Raw genomic sequence first — 25,711 nt, 5'->3', positions numbered from 1 at the left:
TATGTACTGGTCTATATTCATGAATGTCGACTAATTTTACTGCCTTATTTATCCTTGTAGTATTTGGATCATCTAAGGCTACATCACATCCTACTCTTATTCTCGTAGATGGTCGAAGCTTAACAATGGTGACCATCAGGTACTGGAGTTAATTTTGGAGGATTGATATATTCATATCCTAGATGCGTACCTAAGTCTGCATCTAGGATTGTATTTCTGGATTTCATCAACATCTTCTTGATGAAATCCCCGCGGTATTTGCGCGAATGTTTGCATGTAGCATCCAAAAGGTTGAAATAAAAGTCACAATGAGCTTGTCGAAGTGTAGCTTTATTTTGTTTCAGATTCTATTTTACATAAAATACATCCCGATAGGATTCAGACGATGCCAACATAAATAGTTGGCATGTCGAATCTGAAAAGCTGAAATAAAAGCACAAAAAAACCACCTTATTTCTAAGGCGGTTTTTGATAACATATAAAGAAATTACTTCTTACAAATCAAATTTGATTCCCTGCGCAAGAGGCAACTCAGTAGTGTAATTGATCGTGTTGGTCTGTCTTCTCATGTAGATTTTCCAAGCATCAGATCCAGACTCACGTCCACCACCAGTATCTTTTTCTCCACCAAAGGCGCCACCTATCTCAGCACCACTAGTTCCTATGTTGACGTTTGCAATACCACAATCAGATCCTCTTTGAGATAAGAAATGTTCTGCTTCTCTTAGGTTATTGGTCATGATCGCACTAGATAATCCTTGTGCTACACCGTTTTGTTGTTCCAAAGCATTTTCTACCGTACCAGAGTATTTTAATAAATACAATACCGGAGCAAAAGTCTCGTGTTGTACGATTTGCATATCGTTAGTAGCTTCTGCAATCGCAGGTCTTACATAACAACCGCTTTCATAACCAGCACCAGAAAGTACACCACCTTCTACAAGAACTTTACCGCCTTGTATGACAACTTGCTCTAAAGCATGGTTGTAGTTAGCAACAGCATCTGTATCGATTACTGGACCTACGTGGTTGTTCTCATCTAATGGGTTACCTATTTTTAACTGGCCATAAGCCGCAACTACGGCATCTCTTACTTTATCATACATAGATTCATGAACAATTAGACGACGTGTAGAAGTACAACGCTGTCCAGCAGTTCCTACAGCTCCAAAAACGGCACCTATTACAGTCATTTTTAAATCGGCATCTGGAGTTACTATAATGGCATTGTTACCACCTAATTCCAATAATGACTTCCCAAGACGTTCTGCTACTTTACTGGCAACAATTCTTCCCATACGAATAGAACCTGTAGCACTGATAAGTGGCACGCGCTTATCTGTAGACATCATTTCTCCTACTTTATAATCTCCATTTACTAGGGAAGAGATTCCTTCTGGCAGGTTGTTGTTTTTAAGAACTGTTGCGATGATATTCTGACAGGCCACACCACAAAGAGGTGTTTTTTCACTTGGCTTCCAGATACACACATCACCACAAACCCATGCAAGCGCTGTATTCCAGGCCCAAACAGCCACTGGAAAATTAAAAGCACTAATGATTCCTACTATTCCTAATGGATGGTACTGTTCATACATTCTATGTCCAGGACGTTCTGAGTGCATGGTTAAACCGTGCAACTGACGAGAAAGACCAACTGCAAAATCACAGATATCGATCATTTCTTGAACTTCTCCTAAACCTTCTTGATACGATTTACCCATTTCATAAGAAACCAGTTTACCTAGAGGTTCTTTTAATCTTCTTAATTCATCACCGAATTGACGAACAATTTCACCACGCAAAGGCGCTGGTTTCATTCTCCAATCTTTATAGGCAGCCTGTGCGCTAGTGACTACTTTTTCATAGTCTTCTGGACTTGTAGTGGTTAACTTTCCTATAACCGCTCCATCTACCGGAGAAGAAGAAGTTATAGTAGCTCCATTACCGAAGTGATGATTACCAGTTGATGTTCCGTGGTTTGTTTCTTTGAGGCCTAATTGCTCTAGAGCAACGTCCATCCCAAAATCTTTTGCAAGTGTTGACATTGTATTGTTTTAATTTTTAATCCAGCTTATCAGCCAGTTTATTAAATACCTTTTTAGGGTTTTTATTATCGTATAAAATGCTGTAAACAGCATCTAGAATAGGAGTTTTAGCTCCTTTTTCTTCATTGATTTTAAAAGCACTTTTAGTAGCGTAATAACCTTCGGCGACCATATTCATTTCCATTTGTGCACTTCTTACGGTATATCCTTTGCCCATCATATTACCAAACAATCGATTGCGCGAGAATCCAGAATATCCTGTTACCAGCAAGTCGCCCAAATAAGCGCTGTCATTAATATTGCGTTTCATTTTATGTACTTTCTTGATAAAACGCTTCATTTCACGTATGGCATTACTCATCAATACACTCTGGAAATTATCACCATAGCCTAAACCATGAGCTATTCCAGCAGCAATGGCATAGATATTCTTCAACATCGCAGCATATTCTGTACCTATGATATCATCGCTGATTTTACAATTGATATAATCGCTTTCTAAACGCTCTGCAAGAAACTTTGCTTTTTCTTCATCTGCACAGGCGATAGTTAGATAAGAAAGTCTTTCCAAGGCTACCTCTTCTGCATGACAGGGTCCAGTAAGAACACCTATATTTTCAAATTCAATATCATAATGCTCATGGAAATGCTCTCCTACTATAAGACCCGTTTCTGGAACGATACCTTTTATGGCGCTGAATATTATTTTATCCTTTAAAGAAACCGTAAGCTTTTCCAATTCTTTAGAAAAGAAAGCACTAGGTACTGCAAATATACAAAGATCTGCTTGGCTTACTATTTCATTAATATCGCTTGAAAGGCATAATTGCTCTGGATTGAACTCTACAGAGCTCAAATAACTAGGATTGTGATCGTTGCGTTTGATGTGTTCAATAGCGTAATCGCTACGCATATACCAATAGACGGTATCGAGGTTTTCGCAAAGCATTTTTACTATGGCCGTTGCCCAACTACCACCGCCAATTACAGCAATTTTTTTGGTCTGATCCATATTAAATAATTTTGGTATAAAATTTTGGCATAAAATTCCTTTCTTTTTCGCCCATACTTGGACGGCGCTCAGCACTAGTACTTCAATATAAAATTAAAACCTAACCGACATTATGAGTGGATTTTCTGTCTCCTTTGACAAAAAATCATTCCAATTATAACTACGAGATTTAATATGAAAATCGCATCGATATTTGGACTTCAAAGATAGCATTTTTTTAAGGTATTAAAATTATGAATACCCCATGGATACTGTGCGTGAATAACGAATTTAACAAAATACTTATTTTATACGCGTTGAAAATGACCAACTTGCAAGGTTGTACTTTATTTTCATAAATAGACTGCTGTATAAGTGATGGATGATGAATTCGCTTTCGCGAAAGCGAGATTTGCCAAATCTTAATTCTCTACAGCCGGCACCGTATCACCTACATTTGCAGTTATCCATTGCAGACAAGCATCGTAATTTTCAAAAATATGCTCTTTGCCTACCAAGTCTGGAATGATATCTATGGATTCTAATCGGTATAATGGTTGCTCTTGGACCCCAATCAACAAGGGTTGAATTCCTTTTTCTACCAAATTCTGCAGGACATCTTCAAAAGCAAACAATCCGGACTGATCAATAAACGGCACCTTTTTCATACGAATGATCGCATGAGTGGCGCGTGGAGGAATATCGCGAGACATGGATTGAAAATCACTGGTATAACCAAAGAAAATAGAACCGCTCAGTTCTTTAATGAATATTTCTTCTCTCCATTTAACAGGAATACGAGAATAGTCTGCGTGATCCATATACTTGGTACCAGATAATCTTTTGATCCCGGATTTTACGTCATTAGAATCGCCCATCTTTTTCATGAAGATTAAACTGGCGATGACTAATCCTATCCCAACGGCGTAAACCAAATCCCAAAAGACGGTAAGCAGTAAAACCACAAACATGACTACTACATCACTTTTAGGAATAGAACCTAGCACTTTGAGTCCTTTGTAATCCATCACACCTATACCTACAGTAATTAAGATTCCTGCAAGAACTGCGCTAGGTATATTCTCAGCAAAACCACCTAAAGCGACCACTATAATTAACAACATTGCTGCGGCGATCATACCAGAAAGCTTAGTTTTTCCACCAGAATTGATGTTGACTACCGTACGTATGGTCGCACCTGCACCAGGAATCCCTCCAAAAATAGCAGCAATACTGTTTCCTATTCCCTGACCAATGAGTTCTTTATTGGGATTGTGTCTGGTTTTTGTCATGTTATCTGCCACAACACTTGTCAGTAAAGAATCAATAGCACCTAAAAATGCTAAGGTCAATGCCGTAAAAACATAGGGTACGATAGCAGTGAAATTAAATCCAGTAATGATTTCAAAATTAGGAATCGGCAAATCTGTAGGGATCTCTCCTATCGTTCGTACCTCTATATCCATAAAATATACGGCAATAGAAACGCCTAGCAATGCGACTAGTGTAGAGGGAATAGTAGTCGTAATGCGTTTGAATCCAAAAATAATAAAGATGGTGATCAAGGTCAGTCCTAATTCCAGCCAATTGATTTTTTGGATTCCAGTAGGCAGTGTTTTTAAAGCTCCTATGACACCGCTGCTTTCTTTTTTAGCTAGTATTATGGAAGCCGTAAGAATTTGATCTGGCGTTATTTCTTTTGCCTTTTCAATTGTTACTTTAAGGTTTTTTAGAACTAATACGTTATCATCAACGTCGTCTTTAAGAATATTTTTTAGTATAACTTCCTCTGCAGCTGGTCTGAATTTTTCAATAAACTGCTCGTCTTCTACTGGGTAGTACCCTATAGCAGGAAGCAATTGAGTGATTAATATAATAACGCCTATTCCTGTCATAAATCCAGACACCACAGGATAAGGAATGTATTTGATGTACTTTCCCAGTTTTAGGATCCCTAAAGAGACTTGCATAATTCCAGCCATAATGAATACAGAGAGAATGGCTGGTAGTGCGTTTGATAAATCGCCTTCGTATACTTGTACAATTCCAGCTATTACCACCATACTTACGGCCGTCATTGGTGCAGTAGGACCTGAAATTTGCGTATTGGTACCGCCAAATAGAGATGCGAAAAAACCTATAAAAATGGCTCCGTATAATCCAGCGATTGCTCCCATACCAGATTGTACTCCAAAAGCCAGTGCTAAAGGTAAGGCTACAACTCCAGCGGTTAAACCACCAAATAAATCTCCTTTTAAATGCTTGAACATAGATTACTATTTAGATACCTTTTAAAAAAACGAGTAAGTGAAACTTCTTAAAATTTAGACACTTAAAAGTAATAAGGTTCCTGGATATATAGGTCGAAGAAGTAAAAAAGTTATAATTTTTTGATCTTATCCAGCGGCATCCATGCTTTATTTCCATTTGAAAGTAGCACCAGCGCCCATTCATTAAACTCTTCCAGTACTTCTACTTTTGTACCTTCATGTAGAGTGAAACTAGGTGCCGACTTTTCTTTAGGCTCTTCTCTTGTGGTAAACTCTGCCGTATAAACGATCGCGTATTGTTGGTCCTTTAAACTGTCCTTTACATAAAATGCTGCTGCGATAGAAATTGCTGAAAATAGAATACCCAAAAAAGTCACTATAAAAAACAGGCGTTTTTTGCCCACAGTTTGAGCATAGAAATAAAGTACCGCCATTAAAATGGTAAACAAAAGGATCACTATACTAAAATAGGCCCATTCATCAACACTTAGGGAGGTAACAAAACTAGATAAATCAGACTTCAAACTTTCCGAATTTGCAGCTTCTATAGCATCAATTTTCATTTGGTTTGCAAATTTAAGATTGTTGATGACATCTATATTTTCTGAATCGAATTGTAATGATTTTTCGTAGTTATAGATCGCTGGACCTACGGCGTTAATTTTATAATACGCATTCCCTAGGTTGAAATATACCTCAGCGCTGTGTTTTCCTGTTTTTAAAATTTGCTCGTAACCGGCAATAGCCAAGTCATAATTTTCGGCTGTGTATGCTTGGTTTGCTTTCGCGAAAGCGGCCAACTCAAAAGAATCTTGAGCATTAGCTATAAAAACAAAAAGCAAACATACTATGTGCAACGCCTTCTTCATCTTACTTCTTTATCTGTTTATCAATGTCGTTTAAAACGCGACCCGCTTTTTCATAATCTTCTTTCATACTGGTTTCAGAAGATGGTGTAAACCTCGCAAATTCACAGCTGGCTAGCAGCTCTATAAATTCCTTTCTAACGCCCTCCACCGCTCCTCGCTCTGCAAGTAAAACCGCAACTTTATCTTTAGACATTTCTGCAGTTTGCATACGCAGTTTAGATTTGAGGTAATTGTGCAAAGATTTCTCCAAAGAAATGTAAAACAACTCGTGATTTCCTAAATTCTTCTTAGCAGTACTTAGGTACTTTTTGCTCAATTTATTAGCTGTTCTGATTCTATTACCTACTACGTCTGAATCGCGTTTTTCTTGTTGCCCTCTTATTAATAAAACTAGTGGTAAAATTAAAAATGTTCCTCCCAAAACCGACCAATAAGTTACCGTATTAAAAAAATAGGTTTTGGTTTGATTTTCTAATTGGGTTTCTGCTTTAATAAAGGCAAAGGCTGCGTTATTCTCTATTAGGTTTCTCTTTTCATTTCCAGAAGAAGCAACTGTATTTGCTCCTGCTGTAGTAGGCGCATCGCCATCTACCATCAACAACATCTCAGCGCTATTCTTAATAAAATATTGCTCTTTTGTAGGATCAAAATAAGAGAATTCTACTGGTGGAATCACATACTTACCACCGTATTGAGGCACTACTGTGTAACTATCAGCAATACTACCACGCATCCCGTATATGTTAGTTGTCACATTGTTCTTGCGTTCTGGTTCGTAAACTTCAAGACTTTGCGGAGCTTTTAATTTAGGAAGCTCCATTAACTTTAGATTTCCAGAACCAGAAACACTGATACTAGCCGTTAAACTTTCTCCAGCATCGAGTTGCGCACGATCTATTTCTACTTTGAAGTCAAAATCGCCTACTGCCCCAGTAAAACTTGCTGGTCTACCTACTGCTGGTAAATTCTTAACAGTAATCTCGCGTTTACCGGCACTAACCGTTTTACTGACAGTTGTAGTATAAGGCCTTCCGAAAAAGTCTCTTCTATTAGTAGGTACTTGAACTTGAACATCTAAAGTAAGCGGCTCAATTTCGAGCTTTCCTGTTTTTTGTGGATACAATACTGCTTCTCTTAAAACCAAGTATCGATATGGCTCTCCTAAATAGGTTCCATTTTGAACTTGTCTATTGCGATTATCAATATTTTGTGACCAGAAGTCTCTGTATTTGGGACTGTCTAATTCATTCCACCCCGTAACACCTGTCTGGTTAGAAACATAAATTTTATAAACCACTCGTATGGCTTCATTTAAATAAGGATTGGAATTAGAAACTTCAGCGACTAAATGTATGCTGTCATCTGCGCTAATGGACTGGTCATCTGGACCCTTTGGTGTTTCTACCGCACCGGTGACATTGATGATTTGTGGTATGGTTTTATATTCATTTTCGTCATAAGTCATGACCGCTTGCTGTATGGTGAGTTTTCCTGTCTTATTAGGCTTAAGCACATAGGTATACGACTTAGACATGCTGCTTTTTCCATTGATCCAGCTTTGTGAAACTGACTGACTAGGCCCGGCAACGACTTGGAATCCAGTAAAATTAGGAGGAGTAAAATTATCTCCATCTACATTCATTTTAAATTCAATACGCAAACGTTCATTTATCGCAATTTTATCACGACTGGCCTCAGCCGTAAAGTCTACTTGTGCGAGACTTAAACTGCTTACCAAAAAAAATACCATGTAAATCAAATTCTTCATTACCAATCTTTTTCAGATTTTTTTACAGGACCTTGAGCTTTCTTTGCGTTTACTTTATCTCTAATTTTTTGTTCCTCATTACTCATTGCCTCTAGTATCTGACTTATTTGTTGAGGGGTCATTTTACCTTCCACGCGTTGAGGTGCCTTTTGGTCTTGTTGTTTAGGCTCTCCATCGCCATCTTTTCCATCCTTAGGCTTCCCATCTTGATCTTTATCCCCTTCTCCATCACCTTTTTTCTTGTCGCCCTCTTTCTCGTTTTCTTTACCGTCATTTTTACCGTCAGACTTCTCGTCTTTATCACCTTCTTTATTGTCCTGATCTTTGCTCTGGCTATCGTCTTTCTTATCTTTTTCATCATCACCGCCACCGCCACCGCCGCCTTGCTTTTCTTCTTCTTTTTTAGCAAGCGCTAGATTGTATCGCGTTTCTTCGTCTGTAGGATCATTTCTCAACGCATTTTTATAAGCCTCTACTGCCTTTTTATATTCTTTGTTTTCCAGTAATAGATTTCCCTGATTGTGAAAAATTCTATGTTTTTCTTCTTTGGTTGTAGCAGTTTCAGCAGCTGCGACATAACTGCTAGAAGCGTTGTACTTCTTTGTATTGTCGTAGTATAAATTTCCTAGATTATAAGCTGCATCTGTACTCTGGGGGTTTACTGCTTTTGCTTTTTTATAGGCTGCTTCTGCAAGGTTAAAATCACCATCATTAGCATATTCCTGAGCCTTTGCTATCGCATTTTCATACACTGGATTTGTTGTAGGTGTTTGTTGCGCTTTCGCGAAAACGTTACCACCCATAACCACCAGAACTACTGCTATCTTTCTCATCATCTTCTTACTCATTAAATAAATTCAACTTCTTCAACCAGACAGTTTTTTTCTCTAGATAAAATACATCCAAGAATAAAAAGAACAATCCAAAACCTAAAAACCACTGAAATTGCGATTCAAAATCGGCATATTGCTGTGATTCAAAGGCCACCTTATCTATTCCAGCAAGCTCCTCCTTCAATTGTTCTATTACCGTTGCAGTAACCGTACCATCTATATAAACACCATTTCCAGCCTCAGAAATTTCTTTTAATGTTTCGGCATTGAGCTTAGTGATAACGGTTTTCCCATCTCTATCTTTTTTAAACTCTCTAACTATTCCATTTCTTTTAATAGGAATCGTGGTTCCTTTTTCAGTTCCTACTCCTATGGTAATAATGCGTATTCCTTTCTCAGCAGCTGCCTCAGCAACGGCAACACTCTCTCCTTCATGGTCTTCTCCATCGCTAATGATGACTAAAATTTTTGCAGCTTCTGTGTCGTCGCTATAATAACTTTCTGCCAACTGTATCGCCTCGTTAATAGCGGTTCCTTGGCTGGAAATCAATTCGGTATTCAAAGATTGCAAGAACATTTTTGCACTTCCATAATCGGTAGTAATCGGTAATTGTGGCACGGCGCTTCCGGCATAAGCAATTAGTCCTATGCGATCACTTGCTAAGTTGTTGATGATCTCCGTAACTAAACGTTGTGATTTTTCCAATCGGTTAGGAGCGATATCTTCAGCCAGCATAGATTTTGAGACATCTACTGCAAAAACAATATCCACACCTTCTCGATTTACAGTTTCTGTTTTTTCGCCTGCTTTAAGGTTGACCAACGCCAAAACCAAAAATACAATTCCCACACAAACAGTCACTAATTTTAGAATAGGCTTGAACCAAGAGCGGTCTGGAATCAAATGATCCAGCATTTGCTTAGTAGTATATTTTTTTTGCGCGCGATACCTCCAGTAAGAAAGTCCTATAAATAGAACTATCAACACTGGGATAAGGCACAAAAGCCAGAAATATATTTTTTCTTCTAGTATATACACGTTCTACTGTTCGTTTTCTGTTATTAGTTATCTGCTTGCCACTACTTTCTTCAACCACTTCCACAAGCTCAGTGCAACGCCTCAAGGGAAGGAACTTTTACTGAGGCGATTCTTTTCACACCATTTGTCATTCCAGAAAATTTGGCTTCCCAAAATTCTTTTTATTCTTAATAGCTGGTTCCAAATTTGTCTGGAATCCAGTATGCTTTATCTGTGTTATTTACAAGCTTATAACCTGTGAGGTTGTCCTAAAAGCTTTCTAATTGCCTCTCCATCCTCTATAGTCAACTTATATTTCACCATTCAAAAAACTCTGAACTCATAACTTTTTCTACGCCGCCGTCTTGAAAATGGTATATCGCAATAACATTTCTAATCCGATAAAGATCAAAGCTAGCAAAACAAGATCTCTGTATTTTTCTTCAATGTTATAGAATTCAAATTGCTCGATCTCTGTTTTTTCTAATTTATCAATCTCATCATAAATTTCTTTAAGCTTTTTATTATTATCTGCTCTAAAATATTTACCACCCGTATCAGCTGCGATTTGTTTCATGAGCTCTTCATCAATTTCTACGGGAGCCATTCTAAACTGGAATCTGCCATCAGGTAATTGAGCATATGGAGACAATGCGTTGCCGTTAGTTCCTATTCCAATGGTATAGACTTTAATACCAAACTCTACCGCTAACTCACTAGCTATTTTAGGATCGAGAAAACCGCTGTTGTTCACTCCATCTGTCATTAAAATAATCACTTTACTCAGTGCTTCACTTTCTTTCAGTCTATTTACTGCGGTAGCAAGTCCCATTCCTATGGCTGTTCCATTTTCTAGAACACCGTCAAATTTGATATCTTTTATGGCTTTAAGCGATATCTTTTCATCGGTTGTGATAGGTGTTTTTGTATAGCTTTCTCCAGCATATACAACAACTCCTATACGGTCGTTAGGTCTTCCATTAATGAAGTCTGCGGCAACTTCTTTAGTGGCCTCTAGCCTATCAGGTTTAAAGTCTCGTGCCAGCATACTCGCACTTACATCTACCGCAAGAACGATGTCTATACCGTTTGTTGTTTTTGTTTTTGTAGTAACGTCAGTTGTTTGGGGTCTTGCAAGAGCTGTGATGATTAAAGCCAAAGCCAGCAGTCTAAATACAAAAAGTAAGGGTCTCAACTTTCCTAATAGAGATCCTTTATTTTGAAACCCCTTAATAGAAGAAACTTGTATTTGCGCATTCTGTTGATTAAAAGTCCAGATGTAAAAAGCGATCACCACAGGCAATGCCAGCAGCAACCAAAACATTTCTGGTGAAGCAAACTTGATATTTGTAAACCAGTCCATCATTATTCTTTCTTCTTTTTACCATCATCAAAAGATGGAAATACAATAGAACTTCTTACCCGTTCTCTCAAAATTCTTCCGAATTCGCGATCAGAATCTTCTTCATCGTCCTTTTTATTACTGATAATTATTTGATCTATTCCTACTTTATTGAGCATCATGAGAATTTCATATTCATAATCCTCACCATCTAGATTATAAGTACCTTCTAGCGAAACTCCATTTATACCATTAATTTCTACGTCATCATCGAGCATTAAAATATCAGTAGCTCCCATTCCATCAAGCATTTGAATCATATTATCGTGTGCCATTTCTTTAGATAATTGACTTTCTTCTTTAGGACCTTGACCCTTTAAAGTAAATGTGATCACACCTATATAAAAATCATCAGAGAGTTCTCCAGACGCAAATTGATCTACTGTGGCGGCAATAACAGAGAATTGATCACTTAAAACGGTAGTGTCTTGACGTACCAAAATATCTGGTGAATTCAATTGAACAGGCGGCATCCCGTATTCACTAGTCAACCATGTTTGCTCTGTAAGTGCTCTTTGAGAATTCCCAAAAACCTTGTCTTTTACATTATCAAATCCTGATAGGTAGCCCCAGATTCCAGCCGCAATTCCCAAAGCAACAACACCTACTGCGATACCGATTAATAGGTTGCGAGTGCGTTTTTTAATTTCTTGCTTGCGTCTGTAACGCGCATCCTGCATGAGTTCTTCTTCAGTAGGCGGTGGTAGTACTTGATGGATATTATTAATAATTTCCATAGTGCGCTGTCGGTCTTCCTTAGCACTTATCGCATCTCCACTGGCAGTAGCAAATTTTACCAAATCGGCTTTTTGAAGGATTTCTTCTAGCCTGGATTGTGTTTTATCGGTAATGTGCATGTCTTTTTCTGACATCGCAATTTTCAGCTCTTTAATCAATTGTCCAGTGGTACTTTCCAGCGTCTGACCGTAGACTTTAGAATCGATGTACCTTCTAATAATATACGTAAGCTCTGTATAATATTGCTTCCATTCGCGGTTTTCTAAACGACCACTTTCGTCCAGCAGTTTGAGACGATATTTGGTCCACTCGTAAGGTTGTAACGTTTCTTCATAGGTTTTTTGTTCCCGCTTTCGCGAAAGCAAAACTACTAAAAGCCCCACAGGAATTAATAGCAATAACCACCACATCCAGCTGTAAGAAAGAGTGGATTGATCTTCTATATCTACCGAATCCTTTATAGGAAACATGCCTTGCTTAGTAGTGTCAACAACCACTTCTCTCACGCTTATCAGTACAGAGTCTGATTGTATGCTTCGGCTGTTTTTCAATATCTGCAATCGTGGCACCCAGTAGTCACCCGAGTCAAATTGCGTAATGCCGTATTGCTTGAACAACCTGATTTTATCGGCAATTCTCAAGCTATCTACTGGGTAACTTTGCAGCACTTCCATGGCACCCATAGTTTGTTGTTCGGGAAAAATGATCAAATCACCTAAGTCAGCTTCTACACTGATTCCTAGTTTTACTTCTTCCCCTATTTTGATCAAGTCGCGATCTACCTTAGTAACCACCTCTTTCTTTGTCTGATCTTGAGCAGTAGTTATGGCGATGCATAATAAAAACGATATGTACACTAGTTTTTTGATCATCGTGCTTTAAAGTATCCTAATAGTTTCTTGGTATAATTCTCTTGTGTTTCTAAATCTATGGCGCCTGCATCAGATCTTGTAAAAGCATCTTTAAAATAAGCAGCGCATTCTTTGTGATAAGCGGCATATTTAATGCGTACCGATTTAGAACTGGTATTGATCAACTGTGTTTTTCCTGTTTCTTGATCTTTGAATTGTACGAGTCCCATTTTAGGCATTTCTGCCTCACGCTGGTCATAAACTCTAATTCCAGTGACATCGTGTTTGCGTCCTGCAATTTGAAGCGTTTTTTTATAATCGGCACTCATGAAATCTGACATCACAAATACGATGGCTTTTTTCTTAAGGACACCGGCTAGAAACTTCAATGCTCCAGCCACATCTGTTCCTTTACCTATAGCTTTAAATTCTAGCAATTCTCTTATAATTCTAAGAATATGAAATTTCCCTTTCTTAGGCGGAATGTACAATTCTACCTGATCAGAAAATAAAAGCAATCCTACTTTATCATTGTTTTGCATAGCGCTGAATGCCAGTGTAGCGCACAACTCTGTTATAATTTCTTTTTTGATTTGCTCTTGAGTTCCAAAAAGTGTAGAGCCGCTAATGTCTGCTACCAACATTAAGGTCAACTCCCGTTCTTCCTCAAAAACTTTGATATAGGGCTCACTGTATCGAGCGGTTACGTTCCAATCGATATTACGCACATCATCACCAAACTGGTACTGCCGCACCTCGCTAAAAGTCATTCCGCGCCCTTTAAAAGCACTGTGGTACTCGCCACCAAAAACAGCATCGCTCAAGCGACGCGTTTTGATCTCGATCTTACGTACTTTTTTAAGGAGTTCTTGTGTGTTCATGGCTCGGTGTACTCGTGGTTATTAGTTATTAGTTGTTAGTTGTTAGTTGTTAGAAGTAAAAAAACTCCACTTAAAATTAGTATCGAATTGGTTTCAAAAATCGAGTTTTTATACACACTTGATCAATACTTATCATGAGAATGCGCAGCAGTGTCCAACATTTTGCGATACGACAATTAACTGACAACCATTAACAAACAACTATTATGGTACCTCAATCGTATTTACGATCTTGTTTACGATGTCTTCTGTGGTGTAGTTTTCTGCTTCAGCTTCGTAAGTGATTCCTATTCTGTGACGCAAAACGTCTAGTACTACGGCGCGTACATCTTCTGGAACTACATAACCACGTCTTTTTATAAAAGCATAACATTTTGCAGCCTTGGCAAGGTTGATCGATCCACGAGGCGATGCACCGAAGGAGATCAATGGCTTCAACTCAGCCAGGTTGTATTTTTCTGGGTAACGAGTCGCAAAGATGATGTCTAGAATGTATTTCTCGATCTTTTCATCCATGTAAACAATTTCTACCGCATCCTGAGCACGTAAAATTTGTTCTACTGACACCACTGCATTAGGCTCGGGAAAATCCTTTTTTAAATTTGCTCGCATAATGTGCTGCTCGTCTGCAATGCTAGGGTAATCGATCACCGTTTTTAACATAAAACGATCCATTTGTGCTTCTGGCAATGGATAGGTTCCTTCTTGATCTACTGGATTTTGTGTTGCCATTACTAAAAATGGCTTTTGTAATTTAAAAGTGGTATCCCCTATAGTTACCTGCTTTTCCTGCATAGCCTCTAACAGCGCACTCTGTACTTTAGCTGGTGCACGGTTGATCTCATCTGCAAGTACAAAATTGGCAAATATGGGTCCTTTTTTGATATTGAATTCGCCATCTTTCATGTTGTAAATCAATGTACCTACCACATCTGCTGGAAGAAGATCTGGTGTAAATTGGATTCTTGAAAAAGAACCGCTTACGGCTTTAGAAAGTGTTGTAATAGCAAGTGTTTTTGCAAGTCCAGGAACTCCTTCTAATAGAATGTGCCCACGACCCAAAAGGCCTATAAGCAAACGTTCTATCATGTATTGTTGACCTACAATTACCTTGTTCATTTCATTAACGAGTAAATCCACAAACTGGCTTTCCTGTGCCACTTTTTCATTGATACTCGCAATATCTACCTGCGTGTTTTGTTGATCCATAAGTATATTTTCTTAAATCTTATTTAGTAAACTCGTTAAAACTTTAAGCTTCCCTTATTCATTAATGACTAGCGACGTCAAGGAATTACAAAAATGCCCAATCATAAAAGATAGAACTGTTTAAAAGTCGTTAAAATTAACCCCCGCTTCTGTAACTACCAAATTTAACTAAGGACAGGTTGATATACTTCACAGAAGTATATTTTTATGTTATCGATTGTTAACGCTGGTGCTTTCTGATAAATGATGATTTTTTATCCACTTTCCTTTTCTTAGGAAATAAAAACCCTAACATAATTCCAACATATCGACCGTACCTTTTCCTTATTTTTGTTAGAAACATCAGATATGAAAACAGCACTGATTACTGGAGCAACAAGCGGAATAGGACTAGCTACAGCACAAACACTTGCCAAAAATGATTTTGCTTTAGTGCTTTGTGGCCGTAACAAAGAAAAACTAGCCGAATTAAAACAAGAACTTTCTCAACTGGTCCCTATACAAACGCTTTGCTTTGATGTGCGCGATCAAAAAACAGTAGAAGAACAAATACATAGCCTTACCGAACCTCCTTTCCACAAGATCGATATCTTAATTAATAATGCTGGTAATGCTCATGGCTTAGACCCTATTGACAAAGGTAGTCTAGAAGACTGGGACGCGATGATAGATATTAATGTCAAAGGCTTGCTTTATGTAAGTCATGCGGTAATGCCACAAATGCGCGAGCGTAAAAGCGGGCACATCATCAACATAGGTTCTACGGCAGGAAAAGAAGTCTATCCTAATGGAAATGTATATTGCGGTTCTAAACATGCGGTCGATGCTATTACTACTGGAATGCGACTGGACTTAAATCCCTACCATATTAGAGTAGGTGCTGTAAATCCAGGGCTCGTACAAACTAACTTTAGCGAAGTGCGATTTAAAGGAGATGCAGAAAGAGCAGATAAAGTATATCAAGGTTACATGCCCCTGCAACCGCAAGATGTGGCTGATGTCATTCTGTTTGCACTGACCCGACCGGCACACGTAAATATTGCTGATTTAACAGTAATGTGCACCGCACAAGCAAGCAGTACGGTTTTGAATAAGGAATGATAGTGACGGCCGACTGGTGACGGTAGACGATTGACTTAAAGCGTTTTCCTAAGGGCAGAGTTCATGCTGCCCCTAGGAAAAAAAACTAGATTGGATACCAGACAAATTTGGAAACGCATGATAGATCAATTCTAAAGTTCTACGTCCAAATTTTCTGGAATGACAAAAATTATAAAGTACCAGTTATGAGAAAGGTAATAATTCTTCTTGGTTTTTTGAGCTTCATCTCTTGCCAGCAAACCGCTGATGTCACCACAGAGAACATCAATTCGATATTTCAAAGTAAAGATTTTACGATAGAGTATATTCTAAATGATGACACAACAGCATCCATGAGCTTTATAGAAGATTATATCGTTTATAAAAAGGCTGAAGAAGTTGTGAGAAGAACCATTACTTATGATGAAGCGCTTCTTATCAATGATTTTATACAAAACCAATTCCGGTTTCATAATGACAGCAACTCAGAAACTCCCGCTATCATTATTTTAAATACCGCAAAGAAGGTAACTTTGAAGATTCCTAATTATGAAATGGATTACCGCAACCTCATCAATAAACTAGATTTATAATATGTATCCGCTAAGAAGAAATAGAAGATTAAGAACCAGTGCCACGGTAAGATCTCTGGTGCAACAGACCTTGATTTCACCAAGTGATTTTATTGTACCCTTATTTATAGTAGAAGGAAAAGGTATCAGGGAAGAAATCGCGTCCATGCCTGATTATTACCGTTACAGCCTGGATATTTTAAAAAAAGAAGTGCAATTGCTCTGGGATATGGGACTGAAAAGCGTGTTGCTATTTGTCAAAGTACCGGACGAATTAAAAGATAACAAAGGAACAGAAGCTTTAAATAAAGAGGGCCTTATGCAACGTGCTATCAAAACCGTTAAAGAAGTCGCTCCAGAAATGTACGTCATGACAGATGTAGCGTTGGATCCTTATTCAAGTTTTGGCCACGATGGTATTGTAGAGAATCAAAAAATAATTAATGATGCTACTTGTGAAGTGCTCGCTCAAATGAGTATCTCACACGCACAAGCAGGAGCAGATATGGTGGCGCCCAGCGATATGATGGATGGCCGTATTCTTTATATCAGAGAAGCGCTGGAAGAAGAAGGATTTATAGATATGGGTATCATGAGCTACTCGGCAAAATATGCGAGTGCTTTCTATGGTCCTTTTAGAGATGCGCTGGACAGCGCACCAGGTTTTGGAGATAAAAAAACCTATCAAATGGATCCTGCCAACCGCAGTGAAGCCATCAAAGAAACATTAATGGACATCAATGAAGGAGCTGATATCGTCATGGTAAAACCAGGATTGTGCTACTTAGACATCGTTAGAGATATTAAAAACGAAGTAGATGTTCCTGTAAGTGTTTATCAAGTAAGCGGCGAGTATGCTATGCTTAAAGCAGCGGCCGAAAGAGGCTGGCTCAACCATGATGCCGTAATGATGGAACAAGTCACTGCCATAAAAAGAGCTGGCGCCGACTTGATTGCGAGTTATTTTGCTAAGGATGTAGTAAAGTTGATTTCTTAGAAGAAATATAGATTCCCCTTTTCATAAGGGCAGCATGAACTCTGCTCTTATGAAAGCAAAAAACAACAGTTGAATAGTCTAGCCCCAATAAGCTCAGAGTGATATTTTAAATTTCAATTAATACCTTTGAGATATGAAATACAAGAAATGGGGTTTAGAATTAAAGTTAGAATTTAATGGAGAGGAAGAAGTTTATAGAAAGCATGCATATTAAAACCAACTAATTTTGAAATACCTACTCGCCAACAACAAAAAAGAACGACTTAGTTTTAAACCAGTTCCTATAGCATACTTTGAAACGCTCCACCATTCTTTAAAACGGAATAAATAACTCATGTCCAAAGACACCTACACCGTTGAAGAAGCGACTCGTTCTATAGAGCGGTACTGCGCTTATCAAGAGCGCTGTCATAAAGAGATAGAAGATAAATTGAAGAGTATGGGAATGATCCAACTTGCGATAGATGAAATCATCCCGCATTTGATCCACCACAAGTTTTTGAATGAAACACGCTATGCCGAAGCTTTTGCTAGAGGGAAATTCCGTATTAAAAGTTGGGGCAGAGTTCGTATCGTACGCGAACTTAAAATGAAAGGTTTGAACGAGCGTACTATAAAAATAGGTCTTAAAGAGATTTCTAATGATGATTACGAAATTGCTTTTGATAGGCTTTCGCGAAAGCGGTTACAACAACTCACAACGGAAACCGATACATACAAAAAACGTAAAAAACTAGCCGATTACCTTCTCTATCGCGGTTGGGAAAGCCACCTGGTTTATGCCAAAACAGTAGAGCTCATACCTAATTAGTTTTACCATACGCTGTCATTAAATGGAATTTCTTTTCGAAATTATTGAGACAAAAAACAATATGATTTCTATAAGAGCTTTTGAAACTGGTGCTCAATCAACTATCCCTCTTTAAACGCTCGTGTGTCCTTATAATAGCCTGATCATTTTTATAGTCGATCCATTCCTGCCCTTTACGTTTGCGCATGAAATTATCATAATGACGCATAAATAATAGATGATACAGCGCCTTTCCTAAATTTTTAATCTTTCGAGGATAGGACCTCAAGCTTATAGAAAAACCAGGTGTGAGGTAATGCATGTAGTGCCAGTATCCTTCTGGCATGTACAACATTTCCCCATGTTGAAGCTCGCAAACATAGCCTTGCGCTTTCAGTAAAGCAGGCCATTTTTCAAAATCTGGGTCGGTAAAATCAATATCTTCTCTAGCGATTAAAGAATGTGGAACGCGATACAAATAAGGTGACTGATCAGGCGGGAAAATAATACACCTCTTTTTACCGTGAAATTGAAAATGCAGGATATTCGTAAAGTCTATATCAAAATGCATAAACACCTTAGAATCGGTTCCTCCAAAAAACATCATAGGCAAGCCTTTGATCAATTGCATTCCTAACTTCGGAAATTTATAATCGGCTTGAAGGACTGGAACTTCTTTTAATATATTGTAAAGAAAAATTCTAAAGTTAGTGGGCTTTTCTTCCAACAGATCTAAGTAATCCGACATCTTCATTTCGGTTTGTGCATCGTTAAAACCTTCATCGTGCTTTACTGGGCGGTCATCATACAAAGGCACTGTTTTATTTCCGGCTACTTGTTTGATGTATGCTAGATTCCACTTTTCATAAGCCGGCCAGTCTTCTGTTAGTTTTTCAATGATTACAGGTTGTTGTGGCTGGAGATGATTTTTGATAAAATCATCTTTACTCATTGTGGATACACGCGGTATTTTTTGAAGATTAAGCGCCATAAATAACTAGCTAAATTAGGGAGTTAAAGGAACTAATGCAACTCCTATAACTATGCTTTAACCGCTTTGCCAGCTTGTTTTGCTTGCTCGTTACGTTCAATTTTATGATCTGGACGGGTCCATCTAGGTTTCTCTCCTTGATCTTTATATTCAGAATATTGAGCTTCTACTGTTTCTGGTTGTGACTTTTTTACAAACGGCTTCATAGGCTCTAATCCTAACAATTCAAACATTTTCATGTCTTCATTTACATCTGGATTAGGAGTCGTCAGTAATTTATCCCCCGCAAAAATAGAGTTGGCTCCAGCAAAGAAACACATCGCTTGTCCTTCACGACTCATGTCCATACGACCGGCACTCAACCTCACCTGAGTTTGTGGCATAACGATACGAGTAGTAGCCACCATACGTATCATTTCCCAAATAGAAATTGGTTGTTGCTCTTCTAGTGGTGTTCCTTCTACAGCAACTAATGCGTTGATAGGCGTACTTTCTGGCTGCGGACTTAGACTAGCTAAAGCTACCAACATTCCTGCGCGATCCTCTATATTCTCTCCCATTCCTATAATTCCGCCGCTACAAACAGTAACATTGGTCTTACGTACATTACCAATCGTATCTAAACGGTCTTGATAACCACGAGTAGAAATAACCTCTTTATAGTATTCTTCAGAACTGTCTAAGTTGTGGTTATAAGCATATAATCCAGCCTCAGCAAGTCGGTGTGCTTGATTTTCTGTGATCATACCTAAAGTACAACACACTTCCATGTCTAATTTATTAATGGTACGAACCATTTCTAGGACTTGGTCAAATTCTGGTCCGTCTTTTACATTTCTCCATGCTGCTCCCATACAAACACGAGAACTACCACTAGATTTTGCTCTTAAGGCTTGTGCTTTTACTTGCTGTACAGACATCAAGTCGTTTCCTTCTAAGTCTGTATGGTAACGAGCAGCTTGTGGACAATACCCACAATCTTCTGGACAACCGCCAGTTTTAATGGAAAGAAGTGTAGAAACTTGTACTTGATTTGGGTTGTGAAATTCTCTATGAATCGTTGCCGCATCATATAACAAATTCATAATCGGTCTGTTATAAACCTCTAATACTTCTTCTTTAGTCCAGTTGTATCTCATAATCGTATGATAGTTGAATAAGTAAAAATAGGGTTTCTTGAAGTATTAAGTGGCAAGTATAAAGTACAAAGATTGGAGTTTATTTCTCGACCAACAAACTCACTGCGTTACCTCCAAATCCCGTTGCATTGATCAAAATGCGGTTAGGAGCTCTTACATCTCCCCGCGGGTTTACCAAGGCTTCTTCTAAATAAGGAATTTTAAAAATAGTTTCTGATTGCAGCATTTCGATTGCCATGTGTAGATTAAGGGCACTACTTGCCCCAAGCGAGTGACCTAATTGCCATTTGTTATTACACAAGTGTGGATAACGATCTCCAAAAACTGCTTTTATAGCAGTAAACTCTGCTTTATCACCTTTAATAGTTCCAGGCGCGTGTGTAATGATCGCATCTACCGTTTCCAGATCTATGTGCTGTATAGCCTGTCTCATGGATTCTTGCAGGCATTCTCCACTTTCCGTAAGAGAAGTGGGACTATTTAATTTTTCGATGGCACTTCCGTATCCAGTGATTTTGGCAAGGCTGTTCTTGTCTTCTTTAGAAAGTAAAAAACAGGCTGCTGCCTCCCCTAAAATCATCGAATTTTGTGACTTATCTAAATCCAATGACCTGCACGGATACCGACCGGTTTCTCTTGAATAAATGCGCAAGGCTTGCATTTGGGCTATGGTAAAATCAGTCAATGGCGCTTCACTTCCGCCAGCGATAAAACTCGTTGCCATACCGCTTTCTAGCCAAGCGATAGCATTGAGGATGGCATGCGATGCCGTTGCACAAGTAATGCTATGAGAAAAAGCTGTTCCTTTCAATCCCAAATCTTGAGCTACCCAACTAGAGACATTCCCCAAAGTAGTTAATGGAGAAGTTGCTGTTGGAACTGTTCCGCTTTCGCGAAAGCGAGAATAATATTCCTCCCACAATCCAGTAGCACCGCGACTAGAACCTATATTTACCGCCGTTTGCTCTGGAATATGGTTTAAGGACCTCGCTGCAAAAATCGCCAGATGCACACTGCGATCCAACGATTTATAAGCATCATGATCTCTTAAAAAAGCTTGCAATTGATCTTCCTTTACTTTTGAAATAGGACTGATCCAAGCCTTATTTTTTTTCTTAAAAAAAGGAGCTGACTCTTGATTCGTAAATGAATCTATCGCAGCAATCATCGCTGCATCGTTGATGTAAATAGGGTTTTTCACTGGCTTTTTAACTCTTGCAAAAATCGTCAAAAGAAGTTAGACTTAGAATGAATTGTAGAAAAAAAATCCTAAGCGTTACACCTTAAAAATAGAGCATTAGAAGTTCTAGAGACATTGTAAAACCTCCTTGTTTTTTTGATATTTTTTATGTGATCATCAACATTTGTTTAAGCATATAAGGGAACAACTCCACTTAAATCTCACTGGTGACGATGGAAAAAATTAGACCACCTGACCTAAAAATTCCTCCAATAACTTATAAACAAAATTCATTTCTTGCTCCGAACTCGTAAAAGGCGGCACGATATAGACTGTTTTACCTAAAGGTCTTAAAAATAAACCGCGTTGCCAAAACCATTGAAACATCTCATTGCGTTTGTTTCCATAGCGCTCCATTTCGATCGCAAGGTCCATCGCAAGAATGACTCCTTTTGTTCGCACTGCAGAAACGGATGAATGGGCTTCAATTTTTGTTTGAAAGGCTAGATTAGACCTTGTTATTCGTTTGATGTTTTCCTGAATCTCTTCAGAAATCAACAAGTCTATTGCCGCACTAGCAACAGCACAACCTAATGGGTTTCCAGAATAGGTATGACCGTGAAAAAGACCTTTGGCGAGCTCATCATCGTAAAAAGCGTCGTAAATATCTGAAGTACACGAAGTAATTGCCATAGGCATGATTCCACCAGATAGCGCTTTAGAAAGACACATCACATCTGGTTTGGCACCTATTTGATCGCTGGCAAAGTACGTTCCTGTTTTCCCAAAACCAGTCATTACTTCATCGGCAATAGCAATCACCCCGTGTTGCTGGAATTTGTTGATCACTTGGCACAAAGCCTCATTATCGTTGAGCTGCATCGCTGCGGCTCCTTGAACTAATGGTTCATAGATAAAACTAGAAATTTGCTGTTGTTCTAAGATGGTATCAACGAGTAGTAAGACCTGCTCTAAATTCTCTTTTGTAGGTGCTGGTATACGCACCACATCAATAAAGAAATCTTCAAATGGTCCATTATAAACCGACAACCCACTGGCACTCATAGCTCCAAAAGTGTCTCCGTGGAACCCATTTTCTAATGCTACCACTGTATTTCGTTTCTCGCCTTTATTGAAATGGTATTGAAAAGCCATTTTTAAACCTATCTCTACACTGGTAGATCCATTCTCAGAAAAAAAGAGCTTCTGCTGGTTATCTGGCAAAATTGCTATCAGTTTCTTTCCTAAAGTTGCCGCTGGCTCATGCGTCATTCCAGCAAAGACTATATGGTGCAATTGATCGACTTGATTTTTGATCGCACTTGTCAACGCAGGATTGGTATGCCCATAACTGCAGGTGTACCAACTCGATATCCCATCAAAATAGTTCTTCCCATCAAAATCATACAAGTAATTTCCCTTAGCATGGGAGATGGCAAGAGGTGCTGTCGCCGTTTTATGTTGCGTAAGCGGATGCCATATAAAACTTGCATCATTTTTTAGAATCTCTTCCTTTTTCATAATGCTTTTAGCGTTTTTTTAAATTTTGAAGCATATTTAGAAACAATAGCCGCACTTATTTCTTGTTCTCTTGTTATGTGACCCAAGGTTTTTAATCCTGTCATTTTTTCAATCACTTCGATGGTACCATCAAGATCAACGTGGTTGTAAATAATCCCTACACAGTTCAAGCCTTTAGCTTTTAAAAGCGCTGCGCTCAATAAGGTATGATTGATACTTCCTAAATAGCCCGAACTGACTAGAATCACTTGATCCTCAGGAGCAATCAAATCGACAATAGTTTCTTGATCATTAATAGGAACCAGCAAGCCTCCAGCACCTTCTATAACTAAAGTGTTTTCTGTTTTAGGACGTATAATTTTAGTGCGGTCTATGGTAATTCCATCAATTTCAGCCGCCTTATGCGGACTCATAGGCGTATGAAGTCGGTAGGCTTCTGGATGGATCACTGTTGTGGCATTGTCTATAAGGCCAGCAATAGTAGCTTTATCTGTTTCTTCCAGACCACTCTGTATGGGTTTCCAGTAATCGGCTTGTAGTGCTTGTGTTACAATGGCTGCTACAACCGTTTTACCTACATCAGTTCCTATTCCGGTAATAAAAATACTACTCATTTACATCAAATTTAGTTTGACAGTTTTTACACTCGTAATTAAACGAATTTGTGAAAGGAAAAATACTCAACCCTATTGCTGTCATTTTTTCAGATAACGAGCGTGCCGTTTCTATATCTCTCATTTCTCTCGCCTCCCGTTTACCGCAGTTGGGACATTTTATATATTCCACGCGATGCTTTAGCAGGTCTGGATTAGACTGCTCGAGGATCCCCATTGCTTTGATAAAATCTTCTTTATACACCTGCATTTTCACACCGCCTATAGCATTGGTCGCAAAAGGATCTGCCGCTACAGAAAATTCGTCCTTGAGGTATACATGCACGTTTTCACTTTCCAATTTACCTTTTACGACTACAGCCTCTGCAGGATAGGCAAATACCGCCACGGTTCTGAATTTACTCATAGATTTTTTAGGGTTTTGGCAAGCAATTTCAGCATGTTTTCCATTTCATTTCCTGTATTATAACTATGAATACAGACGCGCAATCGTTCTTCTCCCTGACTTACTGTAGGAGAAAGAATGGCTCGTACATCATAGCCATTTTCTTGTAGTACACGTGCTGCCTTTTTTACTTTGTCGTTTTTTGGAATGATACATACTTGGATGGCTGTCTCGCTTTCGCGAAAGCGTAGTCTCAAACCATTTTGCAGCACCAATTTATTAAAAAGTCCTATGTTATGGGTTAATCGAGAGACGGCATCTTCCCCCTGACTCAAAGTGCGGTAACCATAAGCAATAGACCGCAACGAATGCTCTGGAAGTGCGGTTGTATAAATAAAGCTACGGGCATAATTGATCAAATATTCCTTAAGATCTCCACTTCCTAAAACAGCCGCACCATGACAGCCCAAGCCTTTGCCAAAAGTGACCACTCGAGCAAAAATATCATTTTCTACATCCAGTTCATGGGCGAGACCAGCACCGCTTTTTCCTATAACACCCAAGGCGTGCGCCTCGTCCAAAATCAAGTGTGCATTTTCAAATCGCATTACTAATTCTACCAATTTCTTAAGGTCTGGCATATCGCCATCCATAGAAAAAACAGACTCTGTAATGACATACACCTCGCGCTCTTCTTCCTCGCTGAATTTAGACAATAAAATCTCGAGATGATCAAAATCGTTATGACGGTATTTAAGTGATTTAGCCTGCGACAATTGAATTCCATCACGTATGCTAGCATGAACCAACTGGTCAAAAAGGATCAAATCTGCGCGATCTGTTAACGCAGGGATGAGTCCTATGTTTGCGTCGTAACCCGAATTAAACAGTAATGCTGCTGGTGCATTGTGAAACGCTGCAATTTGATTTTCTACCTGATTGTGCAACTCGCTGTGTCCAGAAATAAGCCTGCTGCCCGTCGCACCATTTGAAGAGTGTGATGCGGTTACCGGTAACTTTGAAAAACCTAGGTAATCGTTAGAAGAAAAATCTACCAAACCTTTATTTACAGTGAGTTTACGCAAACTTCCTGAAAAGTGACGCATACCTAAAAGAGCTTGTAGTTTATCTGGAAGCATGGTGTAAAAGTAAGGAAAGAAAGAGTTCTAAATTCCAAATCGCAAAATCAAAATCAAAACGAAAATCAAAAAGAGCTATAACTCGACTTTTAATTTTAAAAGCTCCTTTCCTTAATCCCTGATAATTTGTTACGACAAATTTCTGGAATAGGAAAGATGGGCAAAGAGAGTGCAACGAGCTAAGCTCGGAAAGGTTGATGCGGTGCTGGAAATTTATCTAAGATTCCAATTAAATTCTCAAAACCAGCACCGTGTCAAACCCTTTTGGTTTCCAACAAAACCATTATTGATGACTTCATTTTAATGCAGAGCGAAATCGGTTAGAGCCCCTGTCGATTTCACCTTAAATTTCAAAAGTGCAACTATCTCAACATCCGTATATAACATATTTTTATTATTCTTTTTCGATAATTTATTATTGTTTA

Annotated in this window: 22 protein-coding genes; 4 read left to right on the top strand and 18 right to left on the bottom strand. The window is 38.6% G+C overall.

Annotation, left to right across the window (positions count from 1 at the left end; all coding sequences use genetic code 11):
- Positions 1-494: 494 nt before the first annotated feature.
- The 11 genes from F0365_RS06150 to F0365_RS06100 all read right to left on the bottom strand — a co-directional run bounded on the left by F0365_RS06150 (position 495) and on the right by F0365_RS06100 (position 14,878).
- The gene (locus F0365_RS06150; protein WP_169932894.1) at positions 495-2,048 is read right to left on the bottom strand and encodes an aldehyde dehydrogenase family protein; all 1,554 of its coding nucleotides are present in this window, start codon (positions 2,046-2,048) and stop codon (positions 495-497) included.
- A 16-nt stretch (positions 2,049-2,064) separates the two neighbouring features.
- Positions 2,065-3,060, bottom strand: coding sequence for an NAD(P)H-dependent glycerol-3-phosphate dehydrogenase (locus F0365_RS06145; protein WP_169932893.1), 996 nt, complete (start codon positions 3,058-3,060; stop codon positions 2,065-2,067).
- Positions 3,061-3,461: 401 nt separating this feature from the next.
- On the bottom strand, positions 3,462-5,309 hold the full coding sequence (locus F0365_RS06140; RefSeq protein WP_169932892.1) for a SulP family inorganic anion transporter: 1,848 nt from the start codon (positions 5,307-5,309) through the stop codon (positions 3,462-3,464).
- Positions 5,310-5,419: 110 nt separating this feature from the next.
- Positions 5,420-6,178 carry a hypothetical protein gene (locus F0365_RS06135; RefSeq protein ID WP_169932891.1) on the bottom strand — a complete coding sequence of 253 codons (759 nt, stop codon included), beginning with the start codon at positions 6,176-6,178 and terminating at the stop codon, positions 5,420-5,422.
- A gap of 1 nt (position 6,179) precedes the next feature.
- On the bottom strand, positions 6,180-7,946 hold the full coding sequence (locus F0365_RS06130) for a BatD family protein (protein ID WP_169932890.1): 1,767 nt from the start codon (positions 7,944-7,946) through the stop codon (positions 6,180-6,182).
- The gene (locus F0365_RS06125) at positions 7,946-8,794 is read right to left on the bottom strand and encodes a tetratricopeptide repeat protein (RefSeq protein ID WP_169932889.1); all 849 of its coding nucleotides are present in this window, start codon (positions 8,792-8,794) and stop codon (positions 7,946-7,948) included. Before F0365_RS06125 ends, F0365_RS06130 begins: the two co-directional genes overlap by 1 nt.
- Positions 8,787-9,818, bottom strand: a complete 1,032-nt coding sequence (locus tag F0365_RS06120) for a VWA domain-containing protein (RefSeq protein WP_169932888.1) — start codon at positions 9,816-9,818, stop codon at positions 8,787-8,789. Before F0365_RS06120 ends, F0365_RS06125 begins: the two co-directional genes overlap by 8 nt.
- Before the next feature lie 331 nt (positions 9,819-10,149).
- Positions 10,150-11,163 (bottom strand): vWA domain-containing protein, encoded by a 1,014-nt coding sequence (locus F0365_RS06115; RefSeq protein ID WP_169932887.1) that lies wholly within the window; start codon positions 11,161-11,163, stop codon positions 10,150-10,152.
- A complete protein-coding gene (locus tag F0365_RS06110; protein WP_169932886.1) occupies positions 11,163-12,809 on the bottom strand; it encodes a hypothetical protein in 1,647 nt (548 codons plus the stop codon). Before F0365_RS06110 ends, F0365_RS06115 begins: the two co-directional genes overlap by 1 nt.
- Complete coding sequence (locus F0365_RS06105) at positions 12,806-13,669, bottom strand: DUF58 domain-containing protein (protein ID WP_169932885.1); 864 nt, start codon at positions 13,667-13,669, stop codon at positions 12,806-12,808. The genes F0365_RS06110 and F0365_RS06105 overlap by 4 nt, the downstream gene beginning before the upstream one ends.
- 204 nt (positions 13,670-13,873) lie before the next feature.
- Positions 13,874-14,878 carry an AAA family ATPase gene (locus F0365_RS06100; RefSeq protein WP_169932884.1) on the bottom strand — a complete coding sequence of 335 codons (1,005 nt, stop codon included), beginning with the start codon at positions 14,876-14,878 and terminating at the stop codon, positions 13,874-13,876.
- 348 nt (positions 14,879-15,226) lie between these two features.
- Here F0365_RS06100 and F0365_RS06095 point away from each other — a divergent pair, with 348 nt between their 5' ends.
- The 4 genes from F0365_RS06095 to F0365_RS06080 all read left to right on the top strand — a co-directional run bounded on the left by F0365_RS06095 (position 15,227) and on the right by F0365_RS06080 (position 18,338).
- Positions 15,227-15,979, top strand: a complete 753-nt coding sequence (locus tag F0365_RS06095; RefSeq protein ID WP_169932883.1) for an SDR family NAD(P)-dependent oxidoreductase — start codon at positions 15,227-15,229, stop codon at positions 15,977-15,979.
- 185 nt (positions 15,980-16,164) lie between these two features.
- Entirely contained in the window at positions 16,165-16,551 is a 387-nt protein-coding gene (locus F0365_RS06090; RefSeq protein ID WP_169932882.1) for a hypothetical protein, read from the top strand.
- A gap of 1 nt (position 16,552) precedes the next feature.
- The gene (gene hemB / locus F0365_RS06085) at positions 16,553-17,527 is read left to right on the top strand and encodes a porphobilinogen synthase (protein WP_169932881.1); all 975 of its coding nucleotides are present in this window, start codon (positions 16,553-16,555) and stop codon (positions 17,525-17,527) included.
- Positions 17,528-17,861: 334 nt separating this feature from the next.
- On the top strand, positions 17,862-18,338 hold the full coding sequence (locus F0365_RS06080) for a regulatory protein RecX (RefSeq protein ID WP_169932880.1): 477 nt from the start codon (positions 17,862-17,864) through the stop codon (positions 18,336-18,338).
- 97 nt (positions 18,339-18,435) lie between these two features.
- On the opposite strand, the gene F0365_RS06075 is transcribed toward F0365_RS06080, so the two are convergent.
- The 7 genes from F0365_RS06075 to F0365_RS06045 all read right to left on the bottom strand — a co-directional run bounded on the left by F0365_RS06075 (position 18,436) and on the right by F0365_RS06045 (position 25,286).
- Positions 18,436-19,308, bottom strand: coding sequence for a cupin-like domain-containing protein (locus F0365_RS06075; protein ID WP_169932879.1), 873 nt, complete (start codon positions 19,306-19,308; stop codon positions 18,436-18,438).
- Between the two features lie 50 nt (positions 19,309-19,358).
- Positions 19,359-20,447: a biotin synthase BioB gene (gene bioB / locus F0365_RS06070; RefSeq protein ID WP_169932878.1), complete on the bottom strand. Its 1,089-nt coding sequence runs from the start codon at positions 20,445-20,447 to the stop codon at positions 19,359-19,361.
- Between the two features lie 79 nt (positions 20,448-20,526).
- Positions 20,527-21,648, bottom strand: a complete 1,122-nt coding sequence (locus F0365_RS06065; RefSeq protein ID WP_169932877.1) for a beta-ketoacyl synthase N-terminal-like domain-containing protein — start codon at positions 21,646-21,648, stop codon at positions 20,527-20,529.
- Positions 21,649-21,870: 222 nt separating this feature from the next.
- Positions 21,871-23,148 (bottom strand): adenosylmethionine--8-amino-7-oxononanoate transaminase, encoded by a 1,278-nt coding sequence (gene bioA, locus F0365_RS06060; RefSeq protein ID WP_169932876.1) that lies wholly within the window; start codon positions 23,146-23,148, stop codon positions 21,871-21,873.
- Complete coding sequence (bioD, locus tag F0365_RS06055) at positions 23,145-23,762, bottom strand: dethiobiotin synthase (RefSeq protein WP_169932875.1); 618 nt, start codon at positions 23,760-23,762, stop codon at positions 23,145-23,147. The genes bioA and bioD overlap by 4 nt, the downstream gene beginning before the upstream one ends.
- The gene (locus tag F0365_RS06050; RefSeq protein ID WP_169932874.1) at positions 23,755-24,168 is read right to left on the bottom strand and encodes a hypothetical protein; all 414 of its coding nucleotides are present in this window, start codon (positions 24,166-24,168) and stop codon (positions 23,755-23,757) included. The genes bioD and F0365_RS06050 overlap by 8 nt, the downstream gene beginning before the upstream one ends.
- Entirely contained in the window at positions 24,165-25,286 is a 1,122-nt protein-coding gene (locus F0365_RS06045; protein ID WP_169932873.1) for an aminotransferase class I/II-fold pyridoxal phosphate-dependent enzyme, read from the bottom strand. The genes F0365_RS06050 and F0365_RS06045 overlap by 4 nt, the downstream gene beginning before the upstream one ends.
- Between the last annotated feature and the right edge of the window lie 425 nt (positions 25,287-25,711).

The organism is Nonlabens sp. Ci31 (assembly GCF_012974865.1).
In the GTDB taxonomy this organism is placed as follows: Bacteria; Bacteroidota; Bacteroidia; order Flavobacteriales; family Flavobacteriaceae; genus Nonlabens.
The sequence above is the reverse complement of the archived record's forward strand: the minus strand, read 5'-3'. Positions and strand labels throughout refer to the sequence as shown.

Excerpts from the sequence above, each read along its gene's own strand:
- F0365_RS06150 (WP_169932894.1), bottom strand. The coding sequence starts at position 2,048 with ATGTCAACACTTGCAAAAGATTTTGGGATGGACGTTGCTCTAGAGCAA.
- F0365_RS06145 (WP_169932893.1), bottom strand. The coding sequence starts at position 3,060 with ATGGATCAGACCAAAAAAATTGCTGTAATTGGCGGTGGTAGTTGGGCA.
- F0365_RS06140 (WP_169932892.1), bottom strand. The coding sequence starts at position 5,309 with ATGTTCAAGCATTTAAAAGGAGATTTATTTGGTGGTTTAACCGCTGGA.
- F0365_RS06135 (WP_169932891.1), bottom strand. The coding sequence starts at position 6,178 with ATGAAGAAGGCGTTGCACATAGTATGTTTGCTTTTTGTTTTTATAGCT.
- F0365_RS06130 (WP_169932890.1), bottom strand. The coding sequence starts at position 7,946 with ATGAAGAATTTGATTTACATGGTATTTTTTTTGGTAAGCAGTTTAAGT.
- F0365_RS06125 (WP_169932889.1), bottom strand. The coding sequence starts at position 8,794 with ATGAGTAAGAAGATGATGAGAAAGATAGCAGTAGTTCTGGTGGTTATG.
- F0365_RS06115 (WP_169932887.1), bottom strand. The coding sequence starts at position 11,163 with ATGATGGACTGGTTTACAAATATCAAGTTTGCTTCACCAGAAATGTTT.
- F0365_RS06110 (WP_169932886.1), bottom strand. The coding sequence starts at position 12,809 with ATGATCAAAAAACTAGTGTACATATCGTTTTTATTATGCATCGCCATA.
- F0365_RS06105 (WP_169932885.1), bottom strand. The coding sequence starts at position 13,669 with ATGAACACACAAGAACTCCTTAAAAAAGTACGTAAGATCGAGATCAAA.
- F0365_RS06100 (WP_169932884.1), bottom strand. The coding sequence starts at position 14,878 with ATGGATCAACAAAACACGCAGGTAGATATTGCGAGTATCAATGAAAAA.
- F0365_RS06095 (WP_169932883.1), top strand. The coding sequence starts at position 15,227 with ATGAAAACAGCACTGATTACTGGAGCAACAAGCGGAATAGGACTAGCT.
- F0365_RS06090 (WP_169932882.1), top strand. The coding sequence starts at position 16,165 with ATGAGAAAGGTAATAATTCTTCTTGGTTTTTTGAGCTTCATCTCTTGC.
- hemB (WP_169932881.1), top strand. The coding sequence starts at position 16,553 with ATGTATCCGCTAAGAAGAAATAGAAGATTAAGAACCAGTGCCACGGTA.
- F0365_RS06080 (WP_169932880.1), top strand. The coding sequence starts at position 17,862 with ATGTCCAAAGACACCTACACCGTTGAAGAAGCGACTCGTTCTATAGAG.
- F0365_RS06075 (WP_169932879.1), bottom strand. The coding sequence starts at position 19,308 with ATGGCGCTTAATCTTCAAAAAATACCGCGTGTATCCACAATGAGTAAA.
- bioB (WP_169932878.1), bottom strand. The coding sequence starts at position 20,447 with ATGAGATACAACTGGACTAAAGAAGAAGTATTAGAGGTTTATAACAGA.
- bioA (WP_169932876.1), bottom strand. The coding sequence starts at position 23,148 with ATGAAAAAGGAAGAGATTCTAAAAAATGATGCAAGTTTTATATGGCAT.
- bioD (WP_169932875.1), bottom strand. The coding sequence starts at position 23,762 with ATGAGTAGTATTTTTATTACCGGAATAGGAACTGATGTAGGTAAAACG.
- F0365_RS06050 (WP_169932874.1), bottom strand. The coding sequence starts at position 24,168 with ATGAGTAAATTCAGAACCGTGGCGGTATTTGCCTATCCTGCAGAGGCT.
- F0365_RS06045 (WP_169932873.1), bottom strand. The coding sequence starts at position 25,286 with ATGCTTCCAGATAAACTACAAGCTCTTTTAGGTATGCGTCACTTTTCA.